The sequence below is a fragment of the Mycobacterium sp. JS623 genome, assembly GCF_000328565.1.
Lineage (GTDB): Bacteria > Actinomycetota > Actinomycetes > Mycobacteriales > Mycobacteriaceae > Mycobacterium.
Map to the genome: position 1 here is coordinate 3,221,375 of NC_019966.1, position 26,164 is coordinate 3,247,538.

Genomic DNA, 26,164 nt, shown 5'->3' on the forward strand with positions numbered 1-26,164 from the left:
CTCGCGCGCTTGTGAGTCCAGTCACAGGCGATATCGCTTCAGCACGCAATGATTATAGTAAGGCTAACCTAAGTCAATGTCGGGAGGCCCTCATGACGGTTCTGATCGAGGATCCACTCATCTCGAGCATGGCGATCAGGCGGACACTGCCGCTGCACGAATCCAGCCGCAGGCTGCGCGTGCTCTATCCCGAATGCCCTCGCGTCTACGGCGTTGCCGTGATGGGCGACCTGTCGCGTCGGCGGTGGTGGCCGTTGGTCGAGGCGGTGACGGCCGATCGACTGCAGGCGATGTATGACATCGCGGCCGCCGAGACTGACAGCCGCGGGGCGATCGCCCAGCAGCTGGCCGCCACACTGGCACACGTCGTGGTCGGGCGCGTCGTGCCGCTGCTGGTGCTCGAGGGCCGCGCCTGGGACACCGGCCTCGAGAACCTCTGGGTGCACGTGGATTCCGAGGGCGCGATCGACTGGGTGGGCGTGTCGGATCCGCAGCTGCGGGCGCTGCCCGATGATCCTGATCTGTCCGGTGCAGGCATCGTTGCGCTGCCGAGCGAGGCGGCGTTGACCACCTGGGTCGCGCACCGCTGCCACCGCGCACTCGATCCACTGTTCGCGAAGCTGTTCGACGTGTGTGCTGGCGCCATGCCGGTCGCGTCGATGTGGCACATCGTCGGCGGTGCCGTCGTCAGCGCCGCGACACAGGTACCGCTGCTGGCCGGGTCGAGCGAGCTGACGAGCATGCGGCGCGCACAGGCCGTACTCGACGCGCTGGTCGGTTTCGGCTTGCCGGTGCGCGGCTGCAGCCGGATGGCTGCACGGAAGGCCTTGCTTAATTAGGGCAGCCTTGCCTATCCTTACCGCACAAGTTCACAACTGAATACGAATGAATACGAACCACCGGACCGCGCCGGAGTCCTGAGGGCTGCAGAGACTCCCGGTCCGCTCGAAGGATGGGCCCCGCGCAATCGGCGTGGGGCCCATCCATGTTCCGAGCTTCAGGCGGGCTCGACGGCGCCGGCCGCGTCGGTCTACTCCTTGAACGACCCCACGTTGTAGACGTCGGTATAGCCAAGTTCCTTGAGCGTTTGACCCGACAACGCCGAGCGGCCGCCCGATGCACAGTACGGGATGACGGTCTTGTCCTTCGCAAGATTCTGGTCGTGGTAAGGGGTTTCGGGGTCAGCGCGGAATTCGAGCATGCCCCCGTGGAATGTGCACCGCACCCGCGACCTTGCCGCTCTGCGCGACCTCCGGTGCGTCGCGTACGTCGACGACGACGGCATTACCCTTCGCGATCAACTCCTGACCCTGTGCGGGCGAAATCCGCGGCACAACGGCATTGGCGGCTTCCAACAAGTCCTTCACGCTCTTGGCCATGCCCGACGATAACGCCGGGGGCCGCGGCCGTGGCCCGGTCCACGACGTGTAGACACAAGTGCGTGACGACGGACGTAGCCGGCCAACTGGGCAAGGGATTCGACAACGAGCTCGGGCTCGAGTACCTGGAATTCAGCCCCGACGGCCTGCGGGCGCAGTTACAGATCCACGACAAACTGCTGCAGATGGCCGGAATCGTGCACGGCGGCGTGTACTGCGCCGTGATCGAGAGCGTGGCCAGCGTGTCCGGCGCAGTCTGGCTGGCCGAACACGGCGGCGGCACGGTCGTCGGCGTCAACAACAACACCGACTTCCTGCGCGCGATCTCGTCGGGAACCGTGACGGCGCAGTCGACGCCGATCCATCGGGGCCGCCGCCAGCAGCTGTGGCTGGTCACCATCACCGACGACGACGACCGCGTCGTCGCCCGCGGCCAGGTGCGGCTGCAGAACATTCCGCCCGAGTAGCAGCCACCTCACAGGCCGAAATCAGATTCCGGCACGCGAAACGGCCATTCGCGTGCGAAGAGTCTGACCTCGCGCCGGATCGCGTGCGCTGCTGACTGGCCCCACCCGTGGCAATATCGCTCGCTATGCGTCTGACCCCGCATGAGCAGGACCGGCTGCTCATCTCGTATGCCGCCGAGCTAGCGCGCCGCCGACAGGCGCGCGGGCTGCGGCTCAATCATCCCGAGGCCGTCGCCATGATCACCGACCACCTCCTCGAGGGCGCCCGCGACGGCCGCACAGTGGCGGAGTTGATGGTGAGCGGCCGCGAGGTGTTGTCCCGCGAGGAGGTCATGGACGGCGTACCCGAGATGCTCGACGACGTCCAGGTGGAGGCCACCTTCCCCGACGGCACCAAGCTCGTCACCGTCCACCAGCCGATCCCATGACCAGCGAGAAGCCGAAGGCGGATCGCGCACCGTGGAAGCCGGGTGAAGTCTTCTACGGCGACGGCGATATCGAGATCAACGCCGGTGCCACCCGGCTGACGCTCGACGTCGTCAACAGCGGCGATCGCCCGGTTCAGGTCGGCAGCCATGTGCACCTGCCGCAGGCCAACGCTGCGCTGCAGTTCGACCGAGATGCCGCGCACGGTCATCGGCTCGACATCCCTGCCGGTACCGCAGTCCGGTTTGAACCCGGTGTGGCCCAGCGGGTTTCGGCCGTACCCCTGAGCGGTTCGCGCGAGGTGCATGGGCTTACCCTCGATCCTCCCGGCAAGTTGGACGCGTCATGACTCAGCTTTCGCGCGCCCGTTACGCCACGCTGTTCGGCCCGACCACCGGCGACCGGATCCGGCTCGCCGACACCGACCTGGTCATCGAGATCACCGAAGACCGCAGCGGCGGCCCCGGATTGGCGGGCGACGAGGCGGTGTTCGGCGGCGGCAAGGTGCTTCGCGAGTCGATGGGGCAGGGTCGCGTCAGCCGCGCCGACGGCGCACCCGACACCGTCATCACCGGGGTGGTGATTCTCGACTACTGGGGAATCATCAAGGCCGACATCGGAATTCGCGACGGGCGCATCGTCGCGATCGGCAAGGCCGGTAACCCGGACATCATGTCCGGTGTGCATCCCGACCTCGTGGTCGGCCCGTCGACCGAGATCATCGCGGGCAACGGCCGCATCGTCACCGCGGGCGCCATCGACTGCCATGTGCACCTGATCTGCCCCCAGATCATGGAGGAGGCGCTGGGCGGTGGCATCACCACCATCATCGCGGGCGGCACCGGGCCCGCCGAAGGCAGTAAGGCGACCACCGTCACCCCGGGGTCCTGGCATCTAGCCCGCATGCTCGAAGCCCTCGACTCGTGGCCGCTGAACATCGCGCTTCTCGGCAAGGGAAACACCGTCAGCGCCGATTCGATGTGGGAGCAATTGCGTGGTGGCGCAGCGGGATTCAAGCTGCACGAGGACTGGGGGACGACACCTGCGGCAATCGACGCTTGCCTGACGGTGTCGGAATCTGCCGGCGTGCAGGTCAACATCCACACCGACACGCTGAACGAGGCAGGCTTCGTCGAGGACACGCTGGCCGCGGTCAAGGGACGCTCGATACACGCCTATCACACCGAAGGCGCCGGCGGTGGCCACGCACCCGACATCATCACCGTGGTCTCACACGGCAATGTGCTACCGAGTTCGACGAACCCGACCCGGCCGCACACGGTCAACACGCTCGACGAGCACCTCGACATGCTGATGGTGTGCCATCACCTGAACCCCAGTGTCCCTGAGGATCTCGCATTCGCCGAGAGTCGCATCCGGCCCTCGACCATTGCCGCCGAGGATCTGCTGCACGACATCGGCGCGATCTCGATGATCGGCAGCGACGCGCAGGCGATGGGCCGCATCGGTGAGGTGGTGCTGCGCACCTGGCAGACCGCGCACGTGATGAAGCGTCGGCGCGGTGCGCTGGACGGCGACGGGAAGGCCGACAACAACCGGGCCCGGCGTTACGTCGCGAAATACACGATCTGCCCGGCCGTCGCCCACGGCCTCGACGACCACATCGGCTCGGTCGAGGTCGGCAAGCTCGCCGACCTGGTGCTGTGGGAGCCTGCGTTCTTCGGCGTCCGCCCGCACGCGGTGCTCAAGGGCGGCATGATCGCCTGGGCCGCAATGGGAGACGCCAACGCCTCGATCCCGACGCCGCAACCGGTGCTGCCGCGGCCGATGTTCGGCGCCGCACCCGCAGCAGCCGCGGCCACGTCAGTCCACTTCGTTTCGCCGCAAGCCGTCGAGGATGGACTGGCCGACCGACTCGCTGTCAACCGAAAACTGTTTGCGGTCAAAAACGTTCGGCAAGTCGGTAAAGCTCAGATGCCGCTCAACGATGCACTGCCGAGCATCGAGGTCGATCCGGACACCTTCACCGTGCGCATCGACGGCGATGTGTGGCAGGAGCAGCCCGCCGCCGAATTGCCGATGGCGCAAAGGTATTTCCTGTTCTGATGACCAACCTCTCGACACTGCTGACGCTGGCCGATTCGCGACTGCCGACCGGCGGGCATGTGCATTCCGGCGGTGTCGAGGAGGCGGTTACCTCGGGTATCGTGGTTGACCTCGCGACGCTGCGGGCGTACCTGGGCCGCCGGATCCGCACCCACGGTCTGGTGACGGCATCGGTGGCCGCCGCGGTGCACGCGGGCAGCCTGACCATCGCGGATGCCGATCGCGAAACCGACGCCCGCACACCGGCTGCCGCTGCGCGGCAGGCGTCGCGCGCGCAAGGGCGGGGCCTTGCGCGGCTGGCGCGGCGGGTATGGCCCGACCATGACTGGCACCCGCTCGGGACGACACCACACCTCGCGGTTGCCGCAGGCGCCGTCGGCAACGCCAGCGGACTGAATCCCGACCAGACCGCGCTGTCGGTCGTCTACACCACGATGACCGGCTCAGCCACGGCCGCGCAGCGACTACTGGCGCTCGATCCCGCCGACGTCGCAGCGCTGACCTTTGAGCTGGCGCCGCTATGCGAGGTCACGGCCGCCGTGGCCGGCAAGGAACTGGCCGACCTGTCCGATCCGCTGCTCGACGTGCTTGCCCAGCGGCACAGCGAACGCGAGCGCCCGTTGTTCGTCTCCTGAAAGGCAAACCATGCCACCGCATTACCTCGACGGCGAGCCCCATGCCCACACCGCGCGTCCGCGCCGCGAGCGGCAGCCGGGTGAGCCGCTGCGCATCGGCATCGGCGGCCCCGTCGGTTCCGGCAAGACCGCGCTCGTCGCTGCGCTGTGCAGGCAACTGCGCGACAAACTGTCGTTGGCGGTGCTGACCAACGACATCTACACCACCGAGGACGCCGACTTCCTGCGCCGCCATGCAGTGCTGCCGGACGAGCGGATCGCCGCGGTGCAAACGGGTGGCTGCCCGCACACGGCGATCCGCGACGACATCACGGCGAATCTGGACGCCATCGACGACCTGATTGCACGCAATGACCGCCTCGATCTGATTCTGGTCGAGTCCGGCGGTGACAATCTGACCGCCACCTTCTCGTCGGGTCTGGTCGACGTGCAGATCTTCGTCGTCGACGTCGCCGGTGGTGACAAGGTGCCGCGTAAGGGCGGCCCAGGCGTCACCTTCTCGGATCTGTTGGTAATCAACAAGACTGACCTCGCTCCGCTGGTTGGCGCCGACCTGGACGTCATGCGCCGCGACGCGGCCAAGGTCCGCGGCGACAGGCCGGCAGTGTTGATCTCGTTGACGGAAGACCCGGCTGCGACTGCCGTGCTGGCGTGGGTGCGGGAGCAACTGTGCGTTCCGACGTCCTGATCGTCGCGCACCGCGACCGTGCGCCGCGCATCGAATGCGGGGGCGGAGTCGCGGCGCGGCGTACCGAACCCGAGACCGTCCACCTGGTTTCGGCGGCCGCCACCCCGCTCGGCGGCGACGCGATCCACATCCGCGTGGTGGTGGAAGAGGGCGCGCGACTGCGGGTGCGCACCGCGGCGGCGACAGTCACGCTGCCCGGCGCGATAACAACGGAGTCGCACGCATTTTGGACGGTCGAATCGGCAGGCGATCTCGACATCGACCCGCAGCCGACGGTCGTCGCCGCCACGTCGCGCCATTTCACCTCGACGCGGCTCGCGTTGACGCCAGCAGGCCGCGTTCGTATGCGTGAGCGCGTTCAGATCGGCAGATCAGATGAGCAGCAAGGCTTTTGGTCGGGATCGCTGCACGCCGATGTGGACGGGTCACCGCTACTGCGACACCGCATCGAGCTTGGCCACGGAGCGGTGGCCGACGACGCACTGGGAACGCCGATGGCATGCATCAGCGAATTGCACTATCCCGATACGGATATCGAGACGGCAGGCGTCTCACTGGCATTGGCCGGTGGGGGCTGCCTGTCGACCTGGCAGGGGGAGCGGCTCTAGCTGGCCGCCTTCTCCTTGTCCTGCACGGACGCCGCTATCTCCTGCAGCTCTTCAATCCGGGTGCGCGCGTACGCCTGCTGCTCAGTGATGGTCAGGTTGCCGCGAGCTGTCGACAGGAACGTCACCGTCCACGACAGCAGCGTGGTGATCTTCGTCTTGAATCCGACGAGATACACCAAGTGCAGCACGAGCCACGCGAGCCAAGCGATGAAGCCGCCGAACTCCAGCGGCCCGACCTTAGCTACCGCCGAGAACCGCGACACCGTCGCCATCGAGCCCTTGTCGAAGTACTGGAACGGTTCGCGCTTGGTCGGGTCGGCGCCCTTCAGCTCGGCCTTGATGGCCTTAGCGGCGTACTTGGCGCCCTGGATAGCGCCCTGCGCCATGCCAGGCACGCCTTCGACTGCCGCCATATCGCCGACGACAAAGACGTTCGGATAACCGGGGATCGTCAAGTCCGGCAGCACCTTGACCCGGCCCGCGCGGTCAAGCTCCACCTCGGACTGCTCGGCGAGGGTGCGGCCCAGCGGGCTGGCCGAGACACCGGCCGACCACACCTTGGTCGAGGATTCGATGCGGCGGATGCCGTTTGCGTCCTTCACCGTGATGCCGTTGCGATCAACATCGGTGACCATTGCACCGAGCTGGATCTCGACGCCCATCTTCTCCAGCCGGGCCTTCGCCTTGTTGCCCAACTTCTCGCCCATCGGCGGTAGCACCGCAGGAGCCGCATCGAGCAGGATCACCCGCGCCTGCGTCGAATCGATATGGCGGAACGCACCTTTGAGCGTGTGGTCGGCGAGTTCGGCGATCTGCCCTGCCATTTCGACGCCGGTGGGACCGGCACCGACAACGGTGAACGTCAGCAGCTTCTCTCGGCGGGAGGGATCGCTGGAGCGCTCGGCCTGTTCGAACGCACCGAGGATCCTGCCACGCAGTTCGAGCGCATCATCGACCGTCTTCATGCCCGGCGCCCATTCGGCGAAGTGGTCGTTGCCGAAGTAGGACTGGCCAGCGCCGGCCGCCACGATCAGGGTGTCGTAGGGCGTGACGTAGTCGTGTCCGAGCAGCTCCGACTTGACCGTCCGGTTGGCCAGGTCGATGTGTGTGACGTTGCCCAGCAATACCTGCGCGTTCTTCTGCTTGCGCAGGATGATCCGGGTGGGCGGAGCGATCTCGCCCGACGAGATGATGCCGGTGGCCACCTGATACAGCAGCGGCTGGAACAGATGATGCGTGGTCCTGGCAATCATCTTGATGTCGACGTCGGCGTGCTTGAGTGCCTTGGCGGCGTTCAGCCCTCCGAACCCCGAACCGATGATCACCACCTTGTGCCGATCGGTTGCAGTGGCTCCGGGATGGCTCATGTTGGGCTCCTCGACGGACTACACGTGCACTTACATAGACACTACGGTAGCCGCCGTGCGTCCCCGCAAAACGGTGAGATTTACCACCCCGCGGGGGATTACCCGAGCAGTGGCTTCAACTTTTCGGCCACCGCGGTGATGCCGCCGGGCTGGTAGCCGTTCAGGCTCGTCACCGGGCTGAGGATGACCCCGTCGACGCCCGCGTCGAGGACCTTCGTCTTGATCTGGTCGGCCACCTGCTCGGGCCCACCGACTACGGCCTGCTGCTTGAAGTCATCAGGAATCAGATCGGGGGTGACGTTCTCGTCGATGATCGCGATCACCAGCATGCTGGTTTCCAGCGTGGCCGGATCGCGGCCAATCTCCTCGCAGCGCTCCTTGACCACAGCCACTTTGCGCGGCAGCTCGTCGAAGCCGGCGATGATGTTCAGGTGGTCAAAGTACTTGGCCGCCAACGGAATTGTCTTCTTCTCGCCGCTGCCGCCGATCATCAGTGGGATGTGGTCACGGAACCGCGGCTCGGCCATCGCCTCCTTGGCGCGGTAGTACTTACCCTCGAATGTCGGCCGCTCACCCTTCAGCATCGGCAGGATGATCTGCAACGCCTCGTCGAGTTTGTTGAAGCGGTCGGTGAAGGTACCGAACTCATACCCCAGTGAGTCGTGCTCGAGTTCGAACCATCCGGTGCCGATGCCGAGAATGGCGCGGCCCTGGCTCGCGACGTCCAGGGTGGTGATGGCCTTGGCGAGCAATGTCGGGTTGCGGTAGGTGTTGCCGGTGACCAGCGTGCCAAGCTGCACGTTCTTGGTCACGGTCGCCAGCCCGCCGAGGGTGGTGTACGCCTCGAGCATCGGCTGGTCCGGCGTGCCGAGGCCGGGCAGCTGATAGAAGTGGTCCATCACGAAGACGGAGTCGAAGCCGGCAGCGTCGGCCTCCTGCGCCTGCGCGATGACCGTCGGGAAGAGCTGTTCGACGCCGGTGCCGTAGGAGAAGTTGGGGATTTGAAGTCCGAGTTTGATGGTCACGCCTTCACGTAACCACAACTAAGCGGGGCGGTCACCCCGGTTCAGCTTCGGGCGAACGACGGAATATTTAGCCGAAGTTTGCCAGCGCACCATGGCTGACGTGCAACGTCTGCCCGGTGATGTGCCGGGCGGCGGGCGTGGTCAGGAACAACGCCAGCCGGGCGATCTCCGCGGCGACCGGAGCCGGCGTGCGGGACAGACCGTCGTAGCCGGGCTCGGCGTTGCGGCCGGACGCCACCGCATTGACCGTGATGCCGCGGGTGCCGAAGTGCGTGGCCTGACCGGCCGTCCAGTCGGCGATCGCGGCCTTCACCGCGGCCTCGGCGCTGCCTTCGCGCGGCTGCTCGGGGACGACGTTGACGATCGAGCCACCGGAGCGCAGATGATCGCCGAGGATCTGCACGGTCAACACCGCCGACAGCACGGTCGTGTCGAGGGCGTTGCGCCATGCAGCGGCCAGGTCGGACAGCGTGTAGGTGCGCGGATCGCCTACATCCCACCGCGGCGCGGGCACGTTGACGATGGTGTCGAGGTGGTGCGGGAATTGGCTGCGGGCCTCTTCGAGGCTGGCCGGATCGGTGTTGTCGAACACGATCGCGTCGACTTCGAGCTCCTTGGCGGCGACCTCGAGGTCGTCGCGGCGTGCGCCTGCAATCACGACCCGGTGGCCTGCGTCGCGGAAGCTCTCCGCAACCGTGCGCCCCAGATCTGTATCGCCGCCGGTGACGAGCACCTCCATCACAAGGACCTCCTGCTTTCGTTCAACGCTGAACCCCAGCGATCCAGGGTCATGTTACTGGACAGTAGCTAGGGCGTGAAACTCGACACGACAACAGTTCGGTGTACGTGCCATAGGGTCGTGATTTGTGCTGCCCCGCTGGATTTATGTGCCCGCAGCGATCGGCGCATTCTTCGTGGTCCTCCCGCTGATCGCGGTCGCCGCCAAGGTCGATTGGCCGCACTTTTGGTCGCTGATTTCCAGCGAGTCGTCGACGACGGCGCTGCTGCTCAGCCTCAAGACCGCGGCCGCGAGCACCCTGCTCTGCCTGCTGCTCGGTGTGCCGATGGCGCTGGTGCTGGCGCGCAGCGACGCCCGCCTGGTGCGGATGGCACGGCCGCTCATCTTGTTGCCGCTGGTGCTGCCGCCGGTGGTTGGCGGGATCGCGCTGCTGTATGCATTCGGCAGGCTCGGGTTGATCGGCCAGTACCTCAACGCCGCGGGCATCCAGATCGCGTTCACGACGACGGCGGTGGTGCTGGCGCAGACGTTCGTGTCGCTGCCGTTCCTAGTCATCGCGTTGGAAGGCGCCGCGCGCACCGCCGGAGCCGACTACGAGGTGGTGGCCGCGACGCTCGGGGCCAAGCCGACGGCGGTGTGGTGGCGGGTGTCGCTGCCGCTGCTGGCGCCTGGTCTGATCTCCGGCGCAGTGCTGGCGTTCGCGCGGTCGCTGGGGGAGTTCGGTGCGACGCTGACCTTCGCCGGATCCCGTGAGGGTGTCACGCGCACACTGCCACTGGAGATTTACCTGCAGCGCGAAAGCGACGCCGACGCGGCGGTGGCGCTGTCCCTGCTTCTCGTCGCGGTGGCCGCCGTCGTCGTTGTCGGACTTGGCATTCGCCGGTTGCGGGGCGCCAATGCGTGGTAGCCGACGATGACCGGGGTTGCGCTGCGGGCGGTCGTCGAAAGTCGCGGCTTAGACATCGAATTCGACGTCGCTGCGGGCGAAGTGCTGGCCGTGCTCGGGCCGAACGGGGCAGGCAAGTCGACGGCGCTGCATGTGATCGCGGGGCTTGTGCGACCAGACCGCGGCGTCGTGCGCGTCGGGGACCGCGTGCTGACCGACACGGCGGCAGGCGTGCACGTCGCCACCCACGATCGTCGCGTCGGTCTGCTGCTGCAGGACCCGCTGTTGTTCCCCCATCTGACCGTCACCGCCAACGTGGCGTTCGCCCCGAGCAGTTCCCGTGCGGCAGCGGCACATTGGCTCGCCGAGGTCGACGCGGCAGATCTCGGCGACCGGATGCCGCGGCAGTTGTCGGGAGGACAGGCCCAGCGGGTGGCGTTGGCCCGAGCGCTGGCCGCAGAACCCGACGTGCTGCTGCTCGACGAGCCGCTTGCCGGCCTGGACGTCGGTGCGGCCACCGCTATGCGCAAGGTGCTGCGCCGCGTGCTGGCCCGCGACGGCCGCTCTGCGGTGCTGATCACCCACGACCTGCTCGATGTGCTCACGCTGGCGGATCGCGTGCTGGTGCTCGACGCTGGCCGGATAGTCGAATCCGGCTCGGCTGCAACGGTTTTGGCGACACCGCGAAGTCGGTTTGGGGCGCGCTTCGCCGGCGTCAACCTGGTCGGCGGCACTGCGGATGCCAGCGGCGTGCTGACGACGCAGTGGGGGACGACATGGCACGGCAGTCCAGGGGCGGACATGGTCGCAGGCGAATCGGCGGTGGCGCTGTTTAACCCTGCCGCCGTCGCGGTTTACCGCGACAAGCCGCACGGAAGCCCCCGCAACACCGTTGAGGTGACGGTCGCCGAACTCGACAGCCGCGGGAGCGTGATCCGGGTGCGCGCCGACGAGCAACCCGACGGCGCACCGGGACTGGCTGCCGACATCACCGCCGAATCGGCGGCCGAGTTGCACCTGGTGCCCGGCGATCGGGTTTACTTCTCGGTGAAGGCTCAGGAGGTCACCGTGCATCCGGGCCCGTAACGGCGCGGCTCGCCGGCGCGATCAAAACGTTGCGAATCGGCCACAAAACCGGGGGCGCAGTTGAGGACACATACCCCGCGCGACGCGCGGGGGCTTCGCCGTGCCAGCAATCGGGTGAAATACACTCTAACAGTAACTATTTGGCATACAGCAATTTTTCAGCTGAGCACTTTTTGAGCAACACGCACTTGCGTCACGGCCGTAACACGGTAGTTTCTTCCACATGCTTGAGCCGGAACACCGCAAGGGCCTCCCGAAGACACTGGCGATCGCCGCGCTGACCGGCGCCTCCGTGGTGGTGCTGTCGCTGCCGTCGGTGGCCAATGCCGATCCGACGCCGCCGCCACCGCCGCCACCGCCCGCGGGTAATACGTTCCTCGATGGCGCGCCCCCGGAGGCGCCGGCACCCCCGCCGCCTGCGGACCCCAACGCGGCTCCGCCCCAGCCCGCCGATCCGAATGCGCCGCCGCCGGATCCGAACGCGCCGGCGCCCGCACCCGCTCCGCCGCCAGAGCCGGGCCGGGTCAACAACTCGGCCGGCGGCTTCAGCTACGTGGTGCCCGCGGGCTGGAAGGTGGCCGACGCCACCCAGCTGTCCTACGGGCAGGCACTGCTGAACAAGATCCCGCCGCCGGAGGCAGCCCCCGGGCCGAACGGTCAGCCGGCTCAGCCGCCCAGCGACACCAGCGTGCTGCTCGGCCGGCTGGATCTGAAGCTGTTCGCGGGCGCCGAGACCGACAACACGAAGGCAGCCCAGCGGCTCGCCTCCGACATGGGTGAATTCTTCATGCCGTTCCCCGGTACGCGCGTCAATCAGCAGACCGTCCCGCTCAATGCGGGCGGCATGGATGGCGTCGCGTCGTACTACGAGGTGAAGTTCACCGACACGAACAAGCCCGTCGGCCAGATCTGGGCCGGCGTGGTCGGGGCGCCCACTGCGCCCGGCACACCGCGCGGACAGCGCGCACCCGAGCGGTGGTTCGTGGTTTGGCTCGGCACCGCCAACAACCCGGTGCCGAAGAACGAGGCCGTCACGCTGGCGCAGTCGATCCGGCCGTACACGCCTCCGGCTCCGCCGCCACCGGACCCCAACGCGCCTCCACCACCCGCGGGCGGCACCAACGCACCGGGGCAGAACCCGAACGTTGGGGTGCCGGTCCCGGTCGACCCGAACAGCGCACCCGGGATGATGCCGCCGTCCTAGCGGCTGACTGGGTTGGCCCTTAAGGGCCAACCCATGGCGGCTGGCCGTTCAGATTGTTGGCGTCAACGATGAAGCAGGGCATGCTCCCGCCAAATCCCAAGACGCCGACAGTCTGACAACGCTGGAAGGTTCCGTCAGCGGCGATCGGTCCGTCACAAATCTCTCCGCCGCCCCACGGCGTCCATCCGCTCTGGCAACCGGCGTTCGCCGGCGCGGCCAGGACGATGCCGCTCGCGATGAGGCCGCTTACCGCCAGTGCGACAAGTGCTTTCATTCTTCACCCCTTATTTCCGCTGTACCGGCATCGCCGGTACCGAGTCCCCGGCCCGTTATCTCCAGGTTATTCCGCCGTGACGAGTTGGGAATGCCCATTCCTACGGATTTTCGTCGCCAGGGCCGCCGACTCCGGCGCGATCGCCGGTGACCTGCGGAAAGAATTAACGTTCGTGCCCCGACTCGTTTGCCGTGCGCGGTATACCGTCACCGTGACTACGCATACCCACGTTATGGAGGGAGCTGAGACGTGATTTGGCATGTCCTCTGGATGCTCATTCTCGGTTTGATCGTCGGCGCGATCGCTCGATTCATCGTGCCCGGCAAGCACGACATGGGCCTGATCCTGACGGCGCTCCTCGGGATCGTCGGCGGCTATGTCGGCGGCACACTAGGCAGCGTTGTCTTTGCGCCGCACAAATTCACGATCACCCCACCGATCAACCATTCCTTCTTGGGCGCGCTCGTTGGTGCAGTGATCCTCTTGCTGATCGTCGGGTTCGTAAAGGGACGCACCGCTAAGACTTAGCCGCGGACCGAACGGGCGCGCACCATAGGGGCATGACCGCCCCAACCATGAGCGCGTGGCGGGTCCGACAACCGGGCCCGATGACCACTCGTCCGCTGGACCGCGTCACCGCCGACGTGCCGCGGCCCGGGCCGGGTGAACTTCTCGTCGCCGTGCATGCCTGCGGGGTGTGCCGTACCGATCTGCACGTGACCGAGGGGGACCTGCCGGTGCATCGGCCGGGCGTGATCCCCGGCCACGAGGTGGTCGGCGAGGTCGCCGAAGTCGGCCCCGATACTGACGACTTCACAGTCGGTGACCGCGTCGGCATCGCGTGGCTGCGGCACACCTGCGGGCACTGCAAGTTCTGCGTCCGAGGCCAGGAGAACCTCTGCCCCGAATCCCGCTACACCGGCTGGGACGCCGACGGCGGCTACGCCGAATTCGCCACTGCCCCTGCGGCTTTCGCACATCGTCTGCCCACAGGCTATTCCGACACCGAATTGGCCCCGCTGCTGTGCGCAGGCATCATCGGCTACCGCTCACTGATGCGAGCCGATCTGCCAGCCGGCGGCCGGCTTGGTATCTACGGTTTCGGCGGCAGCGCCCACCTCACCGCCCAGGTGGCCATCGCACAGGGCGCTGAGGTCCATGTGATGACCCGCGGCGAGCAGGCCCGCGAGTTGGCGCTGTCACTGGGCGCGGCGTCCGCGCAGGGCTCCACCGACCGGCCGCCGGTGCCACTGGATTCTGCGATCCTGTTCGCGCCCGTTGGCGATCTCGTGCTGCCCGCGCTCGAGGCGCTGGACCGTGGCGGCACGCTGGCCATCGCGGGCATCTACCTCAGCGACATCCCCGCACTGAACTACGAGCGCCACGTATTCCAGGAACGGCAGGTGCGATCGGTGACCTCCAACACCCGCAACGACGCCCGCGAGTTCCTGGCGTTCGCCGGCCAGCACCACATCGACGTGACCAGTCCGGAGTATCCGCTCGCCCGCGCGGATGTAGCGTTGACGGACCTGAGCGAGGGCCGCATCGCCGGCGCCGCGGTGCTGTTGGTCTAAAGCGCCGCGAGTGCCGCGCCGAGCCGGCCGCCAAGGTCGCCCTTGCCGTACCAGTAGAGGGGGCCGCTGCCGTCGGAAAGCACGCGCCGCAGCCGCGCCATCCCGCGGGCCCTCACCGGCTGAGGGGAGTGCAGCCGCAACGTGATCGTGTCGATCAGGTCCTCCGCGGCCGCAATGTTGCGGGGATGCACCGGAATTCGAGACGAGAACACGGCCCCGGTGTGTGAGTTGCGGACGGCCTGTCGCAGCGATCGCGCGATGGCTTCGCGTTCGCTGGTCGACGTCAGCCGCGCTTCGTGCGCCGCGAGCGCGCTGCCTGCCGGGGCGGGAACGCCGACGGCGAGCTGATGGTCGAACCTCTCGGCCCGCAACCGCGCGATCACCCGCGCGATCACGGACGGCCGCGCTGCAGCGGTCGGCAGCATCGCGTCGCCAGCGACGGAAAAGAGGTCCGGCGAAATTCTGTTGTCCGACATCTTCATCTACCTCTTGCCTGTGGAACTGCGCTTCAACCGCGTGACTGTTGAACACGCTATACCGGTCATGCATGACCAGTCAAATTGATTTAGCGGTCATGTCGGAGTAGGGTCGCGTCATGACTCCTGGGCCCACTCGCTGGCTCGGCGACGACGAATCGAAACCGGCGCCGCACCCGTTGCAGTTGGTCCAGTCGCTGGTGAACACGGTCGAACTGCCGGACGGAGCGGATCGGCTTGTCGCCCCCGCCGACGCAGGGCCGTGGTTGGTCGACAACGGCCTGCTGCCCCCGCGGGTTGACCCGACACCGGCCGATCTAGAACTCCTTCGCGCCGTGCGCGAGGCGCTACGAACCATGTTGGTACACAACGCAGGCGGCCCGCCACCGAATAAAGCTGCGCTTGCTGTCTTGAGGACCATCGCCGACGGCGGCAGCGCGCGCGCCGATCTCGGGGAGCACGGCGAAGTCCGCCTGACCGCAGACGGCGACTCATTGCGCGAGCGCCTGGTCGACCTACTGCTGATCATTCGTGACGCCCAGCGCGATGGCACCTGGGCGCTGCTGAAAGCCTGCGCCAACGATGAATGCCAGTGGGCGTTCTACGACAAGTCACGCAACCACGGCGGCACCTGGTGCGACATGGCCACATGCGGCAACAAGCTCAAGAACCGCGCGTTTCGGGCAAGGAGCAAGGCGCGCTAGTCAGGTCGACAGGTGCCACACCAAAGCGGCCGCCAATGCGCCCAACCCGTTCAGCGACCAGTGCAATGCGATCGGCGCGATCAGGCTGCCGCTGCGCCTGCGCAGCCAGGTGAACACAAAACCGGCGAACGCCGTCGCCGCAACCGCCAGCACCACACCCGCGACAGTGCCGAACAAGCCACCGCCGAAGATCCGCGTGAAGCCGACGTTGCTACTCGTCAGACCTAGCGACGTGGCGATGTGCCACAGCCCAAACAGCAGCGAACCTGCCGCCGCGACACCGCGGAAGCCCCAGGCGCGGTTGAGTGCGCCGTGCAGAACTCCGCGGAACGCGAGTTCCTCGGGGATGACGGTCTGCAGCGGGATGATCACCATCGAGGCAATCAGCGCGCCGGACACCGTCGCGTAGTTGTTGTTCATGAACATCGGCCGGGTGCACGGCATCAGCATCCCGACCGCGATCACCGTCAACACCACCGCGACGGCGGCCGCGGCATAGCCCGCGCCCGCTTTCCAGTGCTCACGGCTCAACCCCAGCTCAGCCCAACCGAGCCCCCGCGACCGCACCAGGACCAACAGGCCCGCCGCGGCGACCGGCACCGTCGCGATGCTGGCCCACGTCGTCGTGAAATGCGCGATCACGTTGGTGAGCGCCAGTACCACCACGACCACACCGATGTCCACATACGTACGCATGTGGTGTAGCGCGGCGAGTTGGCCCACGACGGGGTGCGGGGGCATCGTCCACTGAGCCGACGTATCGGGTAGGGCCTGTACGGACATTGCGGGCCAGTTTACCGGTGATTTCCGCCGTTCTCGCTGAGCGTGTCCTGAGATAACGAGGGCGAACGGTAGTCCGCGTCCCACGTCCACCCCGAGATGGCGGGGTCGTCCTCGCCGTGCGCGCGGGTGTAGCGCCGGGCCGCCAGTCGGGCATCGAGCATTCGCTGCCTGAGCACCGCGGCGCGGTTGGCGAGACCGGGCACCCGGTCAATCACGTCCAGCACCAGATGGAACCGGTCGAGGTCATTCAGCATCACCATGTCGAACGGCGTCGTCGTGGTGCCGCGCTCCTTGAACCCGCGCACGTGCATCTGCGCATGATTGGCCCGGCGATAGGTCAGCCGGTGGATCAGCCAGGGGTAGCCGTGATACGCGAAGATCACCGGCTTGTCAGCGGTGAACAAGGAGTCGAACTCGTGATCCGAAAGCCCGTGCGGGTGCTCGGAATCCGGTTGTAACCGCATGATGTCGACGACGTTGATCACGCGCACCGCCACGTCCGGCAGTTCGCGCCGCAGAATGTCAGCGGCGGCCAGCGTCTCGAGGGTCGGGATGTCTCCAGCGCATGCCAGCACCACATCGGGTTCGCCCCGGTACATTCCCGAGTCGCTGCGCTGCTGCCCGCCGCCGCTGCTGGCCCACTCCCAGATACCGAGACCCCGCGTGCAGTGTGCGATCGCGGAGTCCATGTCCAGGTACGTCAGGGCCGGTTGCTTGCCGGCCACGATGACGTTGACGTAGTCGCGGCTGCGCAGGCAGTGATCGGCGACCGACAGCAGCGTGTTGGCGTCCGGCGGCAGGTACACCCGTACCACTTCGGGCCGCTTGTTGGCGACGTGATCGATGAAGCCCGGATCCTGATGCGACGCCCCGTTGTGGTCTTGGCGCCAAACATGGGATGTCAGAAGGTAATTCAGCGACGCGATCGGCTGGCGCCACGGCAGCTCCCGGTTGCGGGTCAACCACTTGGCGTGCTGGTTGAGCATCGAGTCGACGATGTGCACAAACGCCTCGTAGCAATTGAACAACCCGTGCCTGCCGGTCAGCAGATAGCCCTCGAGCCAGCCCTGGCACAGATGCTCGGAGAGCACCTCCATCACACGGCCCTCAGGCCCGAGGTTCTCGTCGTCGGGCCCGGTCTCGGCCAGCCATGCCTTGTCGGTCGCTTCGAACACCGCCGCGAGCCGGTTCGACGCCGTTTCGTCGGGCCCCATCAACCGGAACCGGTCGGGGTTGCGCACGATCACGTCGCGCAGGAACGTGCCGAGCACACGGGTGGCTTCGGCCGTCGACGTCGCCGGTTGGTCGACGGCGACGGCGTACTCGGCGAAGTCGGGCAGGTCGAGATCGCGAAGCAGCAACCCGCCGTTGGCGTGTGGATTCGCACTCATCCGGCGCTGCCCGGTCGGTGCCAGTGCCCGCAACTCCGGCCGCAGCACACCCTGGGCGTCGAACAGTTCCTCGGGCGCATAGCTGCGCAGCCACGTCTCGAGTTGCGCCATGTGGTTGGGGTTGGTGTGGGTGTCGGACAGCGGCACCTGATGTGAGCGCCAGGTGTCCTCGACCTTCTTGCCGTCCACCTCTTTCGGCCCGGTCCAGCCTTTCGGGGTGCGCATGATGATCATCGGCCACAGTGGCCGGCCGGTCTCGCCGTCCAGCCGCGCCGCCTGCTGGATGGCGCCGATCTGATCGAAGGCCTCGTCCAATGCGGTGGCCAGCTGCTGATGCACATTGGTCGGATCGTCACCCGCGACGGTGATCGGCCGGTAGCCGTATCCGTAGAACAGCGACTCCAACTCTTCCTGCGGAATGCGCGCCAGCACCGTCGGGTTGGCGATCTTGTAGCCGTTGAGATGCAGGATCGGCAGCACGGCGCCATCGGTGACGGGGTTGAGGAATTTGTTCGAATGCCAGCTCGTCGCCAGCGGGCCGGTCTCGGCCTCGCCGTCGCCGATCACGCACGCCACGATCAGGTCCGGGTTGTCGAAGGCGGCACCATATGCATGCACCAGCGCATAGCCCAGCTCGCCGCCCTCGTGGATCGACCCGGGTGTCTCTGCGGCGACGTGGCTAGGTATCCCACCAGGAAATGAGAACTGGCGGAACAACTTTCGCAGTCCGTCGACGTCCTCCTCGATGCCGGAGTACACCTCGCTGTAGGTGCCCTCCAGGTAGGCGTTGGCCACCAGGCCCGGACCGCCATGGCCGGGGCCGGTGATGTAGATGACGTTGAGGTCGCGGTGCCGGATGACGCGGTTGAGGTGCGCGTAGATGAGGTTCAGCCCGGGCGTGGTGCCCCAGTGCCCGAGCAGTCGCGGCTTGATGTGCTCGGCCGCCAGGGGCTCGCGCAGCAGCGGGTTGTCCAGCAGGTAGATCTGGCCCACCGACAGGTAATTGGCGGCGCGCCAGTAGGCGTTGATCAGTTCGAGTTCGCGGTCGGACAGTGTCGGGGAAAGGACTTGGGCGGTCACTCGGTTCATCATCGTCTCGGAGGGTGAACAAAAGTAGGGGCCCAGTACCCGAATCGCCCAGTCGTCAGCACTAGCCTGACGGTCGTGCTCGGATTCGCGGTGCCGCAGTTCGGAGCGTCCGCCGGCCTGGCCGCCGGTGAGCTCGCCCGCTTCGCGTCGACGGCCGAACAACTCGGCGCCGACAGCCTGTGGGTGGGGGACCGGCTGCTGGCAGCGGTCGATCCGACGGTCGGCTACGCCGGAACGGACACCATTCCCGAGCAGTTCCGCACCAATCTGGACCCGTTCATCGCGTTGACGGTAGCCGCGACCGCCACCACGACCGCGCGACTGGGCAGCAGCGTGCTCGTCGCGCCCTGGTACCCGCCCGTGCAGCTGGCCCGCCAATTGACGAGCATCGACGTGGTCAGTGGCGGCCGCCTGCTGCCTGGGTTCGGCATCGGCTGGGCGCCCGAGGAGTACCGGGCCGCCGGCGCACCGTTTCGCCGCCGCGGCGCGCAACTCGACGAACTGCTGGACATGCTCGAGACGCTGTGGACCGTCAACCCCGTTCGCCACGACGGCGAGCGGTGGACCATCCCGGAATCGTGGGTGAACCTCAAGCCGGTGCAGCGCCCACACCCGCCGATCTATCTCGGGGCATTCACGCCAGCCGGGCTCGTCCGCATCGGCAAGCGCGCCGACGGCTGGATGGCAGGGGTGAACGTACCGGAGAACGTCAGCCTCGACATGCTGCGCTGGCAGCGGCAATCGATCGACGACGCCGCCCGCGCTGCCGGCCGTGACCCGTCGACGATCCACACCTATGTGCGGATCAACGTCGCCGATGGCACGCCCGTTGACAAGGTCGCCGACGCGGTGGCGCTGCTGGCCGACAACGGCTATCCCGACGCGTTCGTCGACCTTCAGTACGTGGCGACCGACACCGACGCCCACTTGCAGACGGCTACTGACACGATGAGGAAAGGACTGCTCGAGGCCGTTCGCGTGCTCGATGCCGGCGGCGCCGACTCCGACGCAGTGGGCCGGTTGTTCGCCGACCTCGGCGCGGACGTGTTGAAAATCGAACCGCCAGAAGGCAGCCCAGCACGCAACGCGCTGCCCAGCGTGGCCGGCATGAGCCTTCCGTTCGTGTTGCACAACGCGAACAAGCGCAGCACGGTGCTCGATCCGCAGAATGCCACCGACCGCGACCGGCTGATCCAGCTGGCAAGCACGGCCGACATCGTGGTGGACGACGGCACGTTGTCCGCCTACGGCACCTCGTGCGCGGGGCTGGCCGAGCGGTTCGAACATCTGGTGGCGTTGTCCGTCACGGACTTCGGGACGGCAGGCCCGCATGCATCGTGGGGGGCCACCGACGCCGTGCTGTACGCCATGTCGACAGCGCTGTCGCGCACCGGGCCAACGTCGGGCACGCCGGTGCTTCCGCCGCTCGGGATCGCGTCTGCCACCGCCGCGGCGCAGGCCGCGTGGGCCACGCTGGCGGCCTACTTTCGCCGATTACGCTGCGGCACGGGCGAATACATCGACTTCTCCCGATACGAGGCGGTCGTGCAGTCACTCGATCCGCCGTTCGGCTCCGAGGGGCAGGCGGCCGTCGGGCTGAAAAAATCCACCGAACTGTGGCGCGGCAGGCCCCGAAACCAGCAGCTGTACCCGATCTTTGCGTGCCAGGACGGATACGTGCGGATCTGCCTGCTGTCACCACGCCAGTGGCGCGGTATGCGTGGCTGGCTGGGTGAGCCCGAACAGTTCGCCGATCCGAAGTTCGACACGATCGCGGCGCGCTACGCCGCATCGCGCGAACTGAATGAGGCCATCGCGGCGCTGTGCGCCGACCAGACGATGCGTGACCTGGTGGCCGAGGGCCAACGACGCGGGGTCCCCATCGCCGCTGTGCTCACGCCCGCGCAGGCGCTGTCGTCCGAGCATTTCCGGGCCATCGGGGCACTGGCCGAGGTGGAACGGGGCCTGTCGGTTCCGGTGGGACCGTTCGTTGTCGACGGTGAGCACGCCGGCTACACGCATCCTGCACCGTCGCTCGGCGCAGACGAAAAAGTCTGGGCGACAGCCCGTCCCGATAAGCCGGTGGCTGATGCCTGCGCCCGGCCGTTCGACGGTATGCGGATCCTGGACCTCGGCGTGATCGTGGCGGGCGGGGAGCTGGGCAGGTTGTTCGCCGACCTTGGGGCCGAGGTAATCAAGATCGAGAGCGCGGCCTATCCCGACGGCCTGCGTCAGACCCCGCCCGGCATGGTGATGAGCAGGTCGTGGGCGTTGACCCATCGCAACGAGTACAGCCTAGGCCTGGATCTGCGACACCCGTCAGGTGGCGCGCTGTTCGAGAAGTTGGTGGCGGGCGCCGACGCGGTGTTCGCCAACTTCAAGCCGGGAACGCTTGCGTCACTTGGTTTTTCCTACCAGCGGCTACGCGAACTCAACCCGCGCATCGTGCTCGCCGAAAGCAGCGCGTTCGGGGCCAGCGGCCCGTGGAGCGAGCGGATGGGCTACGGCCCGCTGGTGCGGGCCACCACCGGAGTGACCTGGCTGTGGACCTCGAACGACGCCCCGCCCGGCAGCTTCTATGACGCGACCACCATCTTCCCAGATCACGTGTCCGCCCGCCTCACCGCGGTCGCAGCACTGGCCGCGCTCATCGGCCGCGACCGCACCGAATCCGGTGCACACGTGCATATTTCGCAGGCCGAGGCGGCGGTGAACCAGCTCGCCACCACCTACGTGGCCGAGGAGGCGCGCGCCGCGGGTCAGCCGATCGTCGACGATCCCTCGGTGCATCTGGTCTGTCCGTGCGACGGCGACGACGAGTGGTGCGTGATCTCGCTGCGCGACGACGCCGACCGCGCGGCGTTGTCGGCGGTCACCGGCGGTGCGGAACCGTCTGAGTGGACGCGCACCCGCGACAAGATGGACGTCGCGCATGCACTGCAACGCGCGGGGGTGCTCGCGGCGCCGATGTACCGGGCCGTCGACGTGCTGACCGATCCTCAACTGACGCATCGAAACGTGTTCAGCGACATGGCCCATCCGCTGTTTGACGCACCGATGCCGACCGAGACCGGACCCGCGCCGTACCTCCACATCCCACCCGCCGAGCTGCGGCCCGCCCCAATGCCCGGCGAGCACACCCGTGAGGTCTGCCAGAAGCTACTGGCCATGGACGCCGACCAGACCGATCGACTGATCGCCGAGGGTGTGCTGTTCACCCACAGACCCCACGAACCGATCACTGAGGTCGGCCCGTCAAACTAAACCCATGCCCATCGACCCGAGGACGCCGGTACTCATCGGCTACGGCCAGGTCAATCAGCACGACGACCACCCAGGCGTGGAACCCGTCGACCTGATGGCGGCGGCCGCGCGGGCCGCTGCGGATCCGCGGGTCCTCGAGGCCGTCGACTCGATCCGCGTCGTCAACGTGCTGTCCTGGCGCTACCGCGACCCTGGACTGCTGCTGGCCCAGCGGCTGCGCGCCAAGGACGCTGCAACCCGGTACACCGGGGTCGGCGGCAATGTGCCGCAGACACTGGTCAACCAGGCCTGCCTGGACATTCAGGCGGGCCGCACTGACACGGTACTGATCGCGGGGGCCGAAACCTGGCGTACCCGAACACGACTGCGGGCCAGCGGCGCCAAGCCGGACTGGACCAGCCAGGACGAGTCCGTTCCGATGGCCGAGCGTCTCGACGAGGACATGCAGATGGCCGGCCCCGCGGAGCTCCGGATCAAGCTGGACCGGCCCGCTTATGTCTATCCGATGTTCGAGCAGGCGCTGCGGATGGCGGCAGGGGAGTCTGCCGATGAGCATGTACGTCGCATCGGCGAGCTGTGGTCGCAGTTCAGCGGGGTGGCCGCGAAGAATCCGCACGCCTGGAGCCGCGAGCCACTGGCGCCGCACCAGATCTGGCAGCCCAGCCCACGCAACCGGATGATCAGCTGGCCCTACACCAAGCTGATGAACTCCAACAACATGGTCGACCAGGGCGCGGTGCTGGTGCTCACCTCGGCGGAGAAGGCGACGTATCTGCAAATTCCTTCTGAGCGTTGGGTTTTCCCGTACGCGGGCACCGATTCACACGACACCTACGCCATCGGTGAACGGGCCGAGTTCCACAGCTCACCCGCGATCAGGATCGCCGGGCAGCGGGCCATGCAGTTGGCAGGTGTCGGGGTCGACGACCTCGACCTGATCGACGTGTACTCGTGTTTCCCGTCGGCGGTCCAGGTGGCGGCCAACGAGCTGGGGCTGCCGCTCGGCGACCCGGGCAGGCCGTTGACGGTCACCGGTGGTCTGACGTTCGCAGGGGGGCCGTGGAACAACTACGTCACCCATTCGATCGCCACCATGGCCGAGCGCCTTGTCGCCAACCCCGGCCAGCGCGGGCTCGTCACCGCCAACGGCGGCTACCTGACCAAGCACAGCTTCGGGGTATACGGCACGGAGCCGCCGAGTCACGAGTTCCGTTGGGAGGACGTGCAATCCGAGGTAGACCGCGAACCGATCCGGGAGGCAGTCGTCGAATGGTCAGGCGTCGGCACGGTCGAGGCGTGGACCACCCCGTTCAGCCGCACCGGCACCGCAGAGAAGGCCTTCCTGGCCGTCCGCACGCCCGAGGACGCGCGGGCGCTCGCGGTAATCCCCGATCCGGCGGAGGCCGACGCCACCATCCGCGACGACATTGCAGGTGCCAAGGTGCAGGTCAACGCGGACGGCACCGCGAGCCTGCTCTAGACCAGATCAGCCAGCAACCCGTCGACGCGCTGTTGCACCACCACATCGGTGTGCGGGCCGACGATTGCGTGCACTCGGTCGGCCTCGATGGCTTCGATCGCGGCCTGAGCAACGACCGCGGGGTTGATGGCGCCGTCAGGCATGCCGCTGCCGTCGCCGGGTGTGGCGGCCGCATCCGGCGGGACCAGCCGCGCCGAGTTCGCGCCCAACGGCGTGTCGACGAGTCCCGGGCAGAGCACCGTTGCGCCCAAAAGGTTTGACACCGAGCGTAATTCGGTGTTCAGCGTCTCTGTCAGCCCGACCACCGCATGCATGGTCGCGGCGTAGGGCGCGAGCATCGGCAGCGCCATCAGCCCGCCCGCCGAGGCGGTGTTGAGGAAATGCCCGGAGCCCTGCGCGATGAACAGCGGGGCGAACGTGCGGATCCCGTTGACGACGCCCATCAGCTTGACGTCGATGAGCCAGCGCCAGGTCCCCGGCAGCTGCTCCCACGTCGGCGCCTGTTCGCATACGACTCCGGCGTTGTTGCAGACAAGATCCACGCGGCCGAACCGTTCGACGGTCTCGTCGGCGAGCGCGTCCAGATCGGCGTCGACGCTGACGTCTGCCCGCACGCCAGCCGCATGTCCGGCCTGGCCGGCCAGCGCGTCGACCGCGACGGGGATCGCGTCCTCGCGGATGTCGGCGATCATCACGTTCACGCCACGCTGCACCAGCGCTTCAGCGATGGCAAAGCCGATGCCGCTTGTTCCGCCGGTGACCACCGCGGTCTGTCCCGCCTCGATTTTCACGGTGCTCCTTGGGGCACATCGGTGTATTGGGGTACGAACCCGTCCGCGGAAAAGGTGAATCCCTTTCCGCTCGTATCACTGCTGCATGAGACGCCGGATTCCTGGACGTTGCAGCGGAATCCAGCGGCAGCAAGAATCCTGTTGAACGGCAACGCCTTTGCCGATCCGGACGCCATCGAGAACTCTGGCTGCTCAAGCGTGACGAACTGTGGATCGCCCTGTTCGTCGACAACGAGAGCGTTCGTCGAATCCGGCTCGCCCGCGATGCCAAGCCCGGACTGCCAGCTGCTCGCCGCCTGACAGCCCGCCTTGGTACGCGTCAGGATCGCGCAGCGCCACTTGCCGCTTGGCGTGGTGAAGTAGTAGCCCGTGATCTCGCCGGCCTGCCCGACGTAGTCGAACGCGTTGACGAGGTGCGCGTTGCTGGGCGGTGGCGAGGGCGCGACGGACGGGGCGGCGTCGCGCTCGGGCGGCGCCTCGGAGGTGTTGACAACGGTCGGCCCGGAACAGCCAGCGAGCATCGCGACCGCGGACAGTGCGGCCATGGTGTGGCGGATCAAGCGTCTCCCAATGGCTCACGGGACCGGATCTGCGATTTGATGTCGTCGAGTCCTTCCCAGATGTTCACGTTCATCCCGGCCAGCACCCGGTCGTCGCCGTCGAGCCAGAACGCGGTGAATTCGCGCTTGGCGACGTCACCACGGAAAGCGACTCGGTCATAGTGCGGCGCGTGGCCGACGTACTCCATGCCGAGGTCGTACTGATCGGTGAAGAAGTAGGGGAGTTCGTCGTAGGAGGCCTGCTTGCCGAGCATGCCTGCGACGGCGACGGCGGGTTGCTTGAGCGCGTTGGCCCAGTGCTCGGTGCGAATGCGCATGCCGAACAGCGGGTGCTCAGCCGAGGCGATGTCGCCGACCGCGAAGATGTCGGGGTCACTGGTGCACAGCGAGGAATCGACGAGCACGCCGCCGTCGCCCATGGCCAGCCCCGCCTTTTCAGCGAGAGCGGTGTTGGGGGCGGCGCCGACCGCGACAAGGACTGCGTCGGCGTTGACGGTGGAGCCGTCGCCGAGCTTGAGCCCAGTCGCCTTGCCGTCGGCGGTGGTGATTTCGGCAACGGAGGCACCGAGGCGAAGGTCGACGCCGTGTTCGCGGTGCAGGTCGGCGAACACCTCGCCGACTTCGCGACCGAGGGCCGCCATCAGGGGAAGCTCCGCCACCTCGACGACGGTGACGTTGACGCCGCGATCGCGGGCACCGGCTGCGACTTCAAGCCCGATCCACCCGCCGCCGACGACGGCCAGCGAGGACCCCTCGACCAGTGCGGAATTCAGTGCGTCGGCGTCGTCGAGGGTGCGCAGGTAGTGCACACCGTCGGCGTCTGCGCCAGGGATCGACGGCCTGCGCGGTTGCGAGCCGGTGGCGAGCAGAAGCTTGTCGTAGCGCACCGTGCTGCCATCGGGAAGGGAGATGGTGTGTGCGCCAGGGTCGATCGCCGCGACCTCGGTGCCGAGCTGCAATTCGATGTGGTGATCGCGATACCAAGCCGACGAAGCCGGCGTGAAGTCGGCGAGTTGTTTCTTGCCTGCCAGGTATTCCTTGGACAGCGGCGGACGCTCATAGGGGAGGTGTTCTTCAGCGGCAAACAAGACGACGTGGCCGTCGAAATCGTTGTCGCGCAATGCCTCTGCCGCTTTGGCGCCGGCGAGACCGCCGCCGACGATGGCGAATGTGGACGACGTTGTCATGTTGCCTGAGCCTA

General features: G+C 67.2%; 28 protein-coding genes and 2 pseudogenes. 18 read left to right on the forward strand and 12 right to left on the reverse strand.

The genetic code is table 11. The annotated features are described in order from the left end of the window. Positions 1–92: 92 nt before the first annotated feature. On the forward strand, positions 93–839 hold the full coding sequence (locus MYCSM_RS15790) for a Ferric iron reductase FhuF-like transporter (RefSeq protein ID WP_015307162.1): 747 nt from the start codon (positions 93–95) through the stop codon (positions 837–839). A 191-nt stretch (positions 840–1,030) separates the two neighbouring features. Here the strand turns inward: MYCSM_RS15790 and MYCSM_RS37795 are convergent, their stop codons facing one another. Next, positions 1,031–1,201: a rhodanese-like domain-containing protein gene (locus MYCSM_RS37795; RefSeq protein WP_198345035.1), complete on the reverse strand. Its 171-nt coding sequence runs from the start codon at positions 1,199–1,201 to the stop codon at positions 1,031–1,033. Next, complete coding sequence (locus MYCSM_RS37800) at positions 1,182–1,379, reverse strand: rhodanese-like domain-containing protein (protein ID WP_198345036.1); 198 nt, start codon at positions 1,377–1,379, stop codon at positions 1,182–1,184. The genes MYCSM_RS37795 and MYCSM_RS37800 overlap by 20 nt, the downstream gene beginning before the upstream one ends. A 62-nt stretch (positions 1,380–1,441) precedes the next feature. Here MYCSM_RS37800 and MYCSM_RS15800 point away from each other — a divergent pair, with 62 nt between their 5' ends. The 7 genes from MYCSM_RS15800 (at position 1,442) to MYCSM_RS15830 (ending at position 6,270) form a co-directional block, all read left to right on the forward strand. Next, on the forward strand, positions 1,442–1,846 hold the full coding sequence (locus MYCSM_RS15800) for a PaaI family thioesterase (protein WP_041312166.1): 405 nt from the start codon (positions 1,442–1,444) through the stop codon (positions 1,844–1,846). 125 nt (positions 1,847–1,971) lie between these two features. Then, positions 1,972–2,274 (forward strand): urease subunit gamma, encoded by a 303-nt coding sequence (locus MYCSM_RS15805; RefSeq protein ID WP_015307164.1) that lies wholly within the window; start codon positions 1,972–1,974, stop codon positions 2,272–2,274. Then, positions 2,271–2,621, forward strand: coding sequence for an urease subunit beta (locus MYCSM_RS15810; RefSeq protein WP_015307165.1), 351 nt, complete (start codon positions 2,271–2,273; stop codon positions 2,619–2,621). The genes MYCSM_RS15805 and MYCSM_RS15810 overlap by 4 nt, the downstream gene beginning before the upstream one ends. Then, positions 2,618–4,339 carry an urease subunit alpha gene (locus tag MYCSM_RS15815; RefSeq protein ID WP_015307166.1) on the forward strand — a complete coding sequence of 574 codons (1,722 nt, stop codon included), beginning with the start codon at positions 2,618–2,620 and terminating at the stop codon, positions 4,337–4,339. Before MYCSM_RS15810 ends, MYCSM_RS15815 begins: the two co-directional genes overlap by 4 nt. Beyond that, complete coding sequence (locus MYCSM_RS15820; RefSeq protein WP_015307167.1) at positions 4,339–4,974, forward strand: urease accessory protein UreF; 636 nt, start codon at positions 4,339–4,341, stop codon at positions 4,972–4,974. The genes MYCSM_RS15815 and MYCSM_RS15820 overlap by 1 nt, the downstream gene beginning before the upstream one ends. A 10-nt stretch (positions 4,975–4,984) precedes the next feature. Continuing rightward, entirely contained in the window at positions 4,985–5,662 is a 678-nt protein-coding gene (gene ureG, locus MYCSM_RS15825; RefSeq protein WP_015307168.1) for an urease accessory protein UreG, read from the forward strand. Beyond that, positions 5,644–6,270, forward strand: coding sequence for an urease accessory protein UreD (locus MYCSM_RS15830; protein ID WP_015307169.1), 627 nt, complete (start codon positions 5,644–5,646; stop codon positions 6,268–6,270). The genes ureG and MYCSM_RS15830 overlap by 19 nt, the downstream gene beginning before the upstream one ends. Here the strand turns inward: MYCSM_RS15830 and MYCSM_RS15835 are convergent. The 3 genes from MYCSM_RS15835 to MYCSM_RS15845 form a co-directional block, all read right to left on the reverse strand. After that, complete coding sequence (locus MYCSM_RS15835) at positions 6,267–7,637, reverse strand: NAD(P)/FAD-dependent oxidoreductase (RefSeq protein ID WP_015307170.1); 1,371 nt, start codon at positions 7,635–7,637, stop codon at positions 6,267–6,269. The genes MYCSM_RS15830 and MYCSM_RS15835 overlap by 4 nt on opposite strands. A gap of 98 nt (positions 7,638–7,735) precedes the next feature. After that, entirely contained in the window at positions 7,736–8,662 is a 927-nt protein-coding gene (locus MYCSM_RS15840) for an LLM class F420-dependent oxidoreductase (protein ID WP_015307171.1), read from the reverse strand. 67 nt (positions 8,663–8,729) lie between these two features. Further along, complete coding sequence (locus MYCSM_RS15845) at positions 8,730–9,401, reverse strand: SDR family oxidoreductase (protein ID WP_015307172.1); 672 nt, start codon at positions 9,399–9,401, stop codon at positions 8,730–8,732. A 127-nt stretch (positions 9,402–9,528) separates the two neighbouring features. On the opposite strand from MYCSM_RS15845, the gene MYCSM_RS15850 reads away from it, so the two are divergent. The 4 genes and pseudogenes from MYCSM_RS15850 to MYCSM_RS15860 all read left to right on the forward strand — a co-directional run bounded on the left by MYCSM_RS15850 (position 9,529) and on the right by MYCSM_RS15860 (position 12,577). Then, positions 9,529–10,308 carry an ABC transporter permease gene (locus MYCSM_RS15850; protein ID WP_015307173.1) on the forward strand — a complete coding sequence of 260 codons (780 nt, stop codon included), beginning with the start codon at positions 9,529–9,531 and terminating at the stop codon, positions 10,306–10,308. Positions 10,309–10,362: 54 nt separating this feature from the next. After that, positions 10,363–10,770: pseudogene (locus MYCSM_RS39065) on the forward strand (ATP-binding cassette domain-containing protein); the annotation flags it as partial. Between the two features lie 318 nt (positions 10,771–11,088). After that, complete coding sequence (locus MYCSM_RS39070) at positions 11,089–11,373, forward strand: TOBE domain-containing protein (RefSeq protein WP_442928534.1); 285 nt, start codon at positions 11,089–11,091, stop codon at positions 11,371–11,373. A gap of 223 nt (positions 11,374–11,596) precedes the next feature. Then, the gene (locus MYCSM_RS15860) at positions 11,597–12,577 is read left to right on the forward strand and encodes an APA family fibronectin-binding glycoprotein (protein ID WP_015307175.1); all 981 of its coding nucleotides are present in this window, start codon (positions 11,597–11,599) and stop codon (positions 12,575–12,577) included. Between the two features lie 19 nt (positions 12,578–12,596). Here MYCSM_RS15860 and MYCSM_RS15865 read toward each other — a convergent pair whose 3' ends face one another. Continuing rightward, on the reverse strand, positions 12,597–12,851 hold the full coding sequence (locus MYCSM_RS15865) for a CDGP domain-containing protein (protein WP_015307176.1): 255 nt from the start codon (positions 12,849–12,851) through the stop codon (positions 12,597–12,599). A gap of 249 nt (positions 12,852–13,100) precedes the next feature. Between MYCSM_RS15865 and MYCSM_RS15870 the strand changes: the two genes are divergently transcribed. Beyond that, complete coding sequence (locus MYCSM_RS15870; protein WP_015307177.1) at positions 13,101–13,379, forward strand: GlsB/YeaQ/YmgE family stress response membrane protein; 279 nt, start codon at positions 13,101–13,103, stop codon at positions 13,377–13,379. A gap of 32 nt (positions 13,380–13,411) precedes the next feature. Continuing rightward, positions 13,412–14,425, forward strand: coding sequence for a zinc-binding alcohol dehydrogenase family protein (locus tag MYCSM_RS15875; RefSeq protein WP_015307178.1), 1,014 nt, complete (start codon positions 13,412–13,414; stop codon positions 14,423–14,425). Here the strand turns inward: MYCSM_RS15875 and MYCSM_RS15880 are convergent. Further along, positions 14,422–14,901 (reverse strand): hypothetical protein, encoded by a 480-nt coding sequence (locus MYCSM_RS15880; RefSeq protein ID WP_015307179.1) that lies wholly within the window; start codon positions 14,899–14,901, stop codon positions 14,422–14,424. The two genes, MYCSM_RS15875 and MYCSM_RS15880, sit on opposite strands and share 4 nt — an antisense overlap. A gap of 119 nt (positions 14,902–15,020) precedes the next feature. On the opposite strand from MYCSM_RS15880, the gene MYCSM_RS15885 reads away from it, so the two are divergent. Continuing rightward, on the forward strand, positions 15,021–15,605 hold the full coding sequence (locus MYCSM_RS15885; protein WP_015307180.1) for a CGNR zinc finger domain-containing protein: 585 nt from the start codon (positions 15,021–15,023) through the stop codon (positions 15,603–15,605). Here the strand turns inward: MYCSM_RS15885 and MYCSM_RS15890 are convergent, their stop codons facing one another. Next, the gene (locus tag MYCSM_RS15890; RefSeq protein ID WP_015307181.1) at positions 15,606–16,388 is read right to left on the reverse strand and encodes a CPBP family intramembrane glutamic endopeptidase; all 783 of its coding nucleotides are present in this window, start codon (positions 16,386–16,388) and stop codon (positions 15,606–15,608) included. A gap of 11 nt (positions 16,389–16,399) precedes the next feature. After that, positions 16,400–18,868: a phosphoketolase family protein gene (locus tag MYCSM_RS15895; protein ID WP_015307182.1), complete on the reverse strand. Its 2,469-nt coding sequence runs from the start codon at positions 18,866–18,868 to the stop codon at positions 16,400–16,402. Positions 18,869–18,958: 90 nt separating this feature from the next. On the opposite strand from MYCSM_RS15895, the pseudogene MYCSM_RS37195 reads away from it, so the two are divergent. From MYCSM_RS37195 to MYCSM_RS15905, 3 genes and pseudogenes are all read left to right on the forward strand, one after another. Continuing rightward, positions 18,959–19,744 (forward strand): annotated as a pseudogene (locus tag MYCSM_RS37195) (TIGR03619 family F420-dependent LLM class oxidoreductase); the annotation flags it as partial. A 72-nt stretch (positions 19,745–19,816) separates the two neighbouring features. Continuing rightward, the gene (locus tag MYCSM_RS15900; protein WP_041314139.1) at positions 19,817–22,132 is read left to right on the forward strand and encodes a CoA transferase; all 2,316 of its coding nucleotides are present in this window, start codon (positions 19,817–19,819) and stop codon (positions 22,130–22,132) included. A 4-nt stretch (positions 22,133–22,136) separates the two neighbouring features. Then, positions 22,137–23,612: an acetyl-CoA acetyltransferase gene (locus MYCSM_RS15905; protein ID WP_015307184.1), complete on the forward strand. Its 1,476-nt coding sequence runs from the start codon at positions 22,137–22,139 to the stop codon at positions 23,610–23,612. Here the strand turns inward: MYCSM_RS15905 and MYCSM_RS15910 are convergent. Genes MYCSM_RS15910 through MYCSM_RS15920 form a run of 3 tightly spaced genes read right to left on the reverse strand, consistent with a single transcriptional unit; the run spans position 23,609 to position 26,150 of the window. After that, a complete protein-coding gene (locus MYCSM_RS15910) occupies positions 23,609–24,403 on the reverse strand; it encodes an SDR family NAD(P)-dependent oxidoreductase (RefSeq protein ID WP_015307185.1) in 795 nt (264 codons plus the stop codon). The genes MYCSM_RS15905 and MYCSM_RS15910 overlap by 4 nt on opposite strands. After that, positions 24,400–24,948: a hypothetical protein gene (locus tag MYCSM_RS15915; protein WP_015307186.1), complete on the reverse strand. Its 549-nt coding sequence runs from the start codon at positions 24,946–24,948 to the stop codon at positions 24,400–24,402. Before MYCSM_RS15915 ends, MYCSM_RS15910 begins: the two co-directional genes overlap by 4 nt. An 11-nt stretch (positions 24,949–24,959) precedes the next feature. Next, entirely contained in the window at positions 24,960–26,150 is a 1,191-nt protein-coding gene (locus MYCSM_RS15920; RefSeq protein ID WP_015307187.1) for an NAD(P)/FAD-dependent oxidoreductase, read from the reverse strand. Positions 26,151–26,164 lie beyond the last annotated feature (14 nt).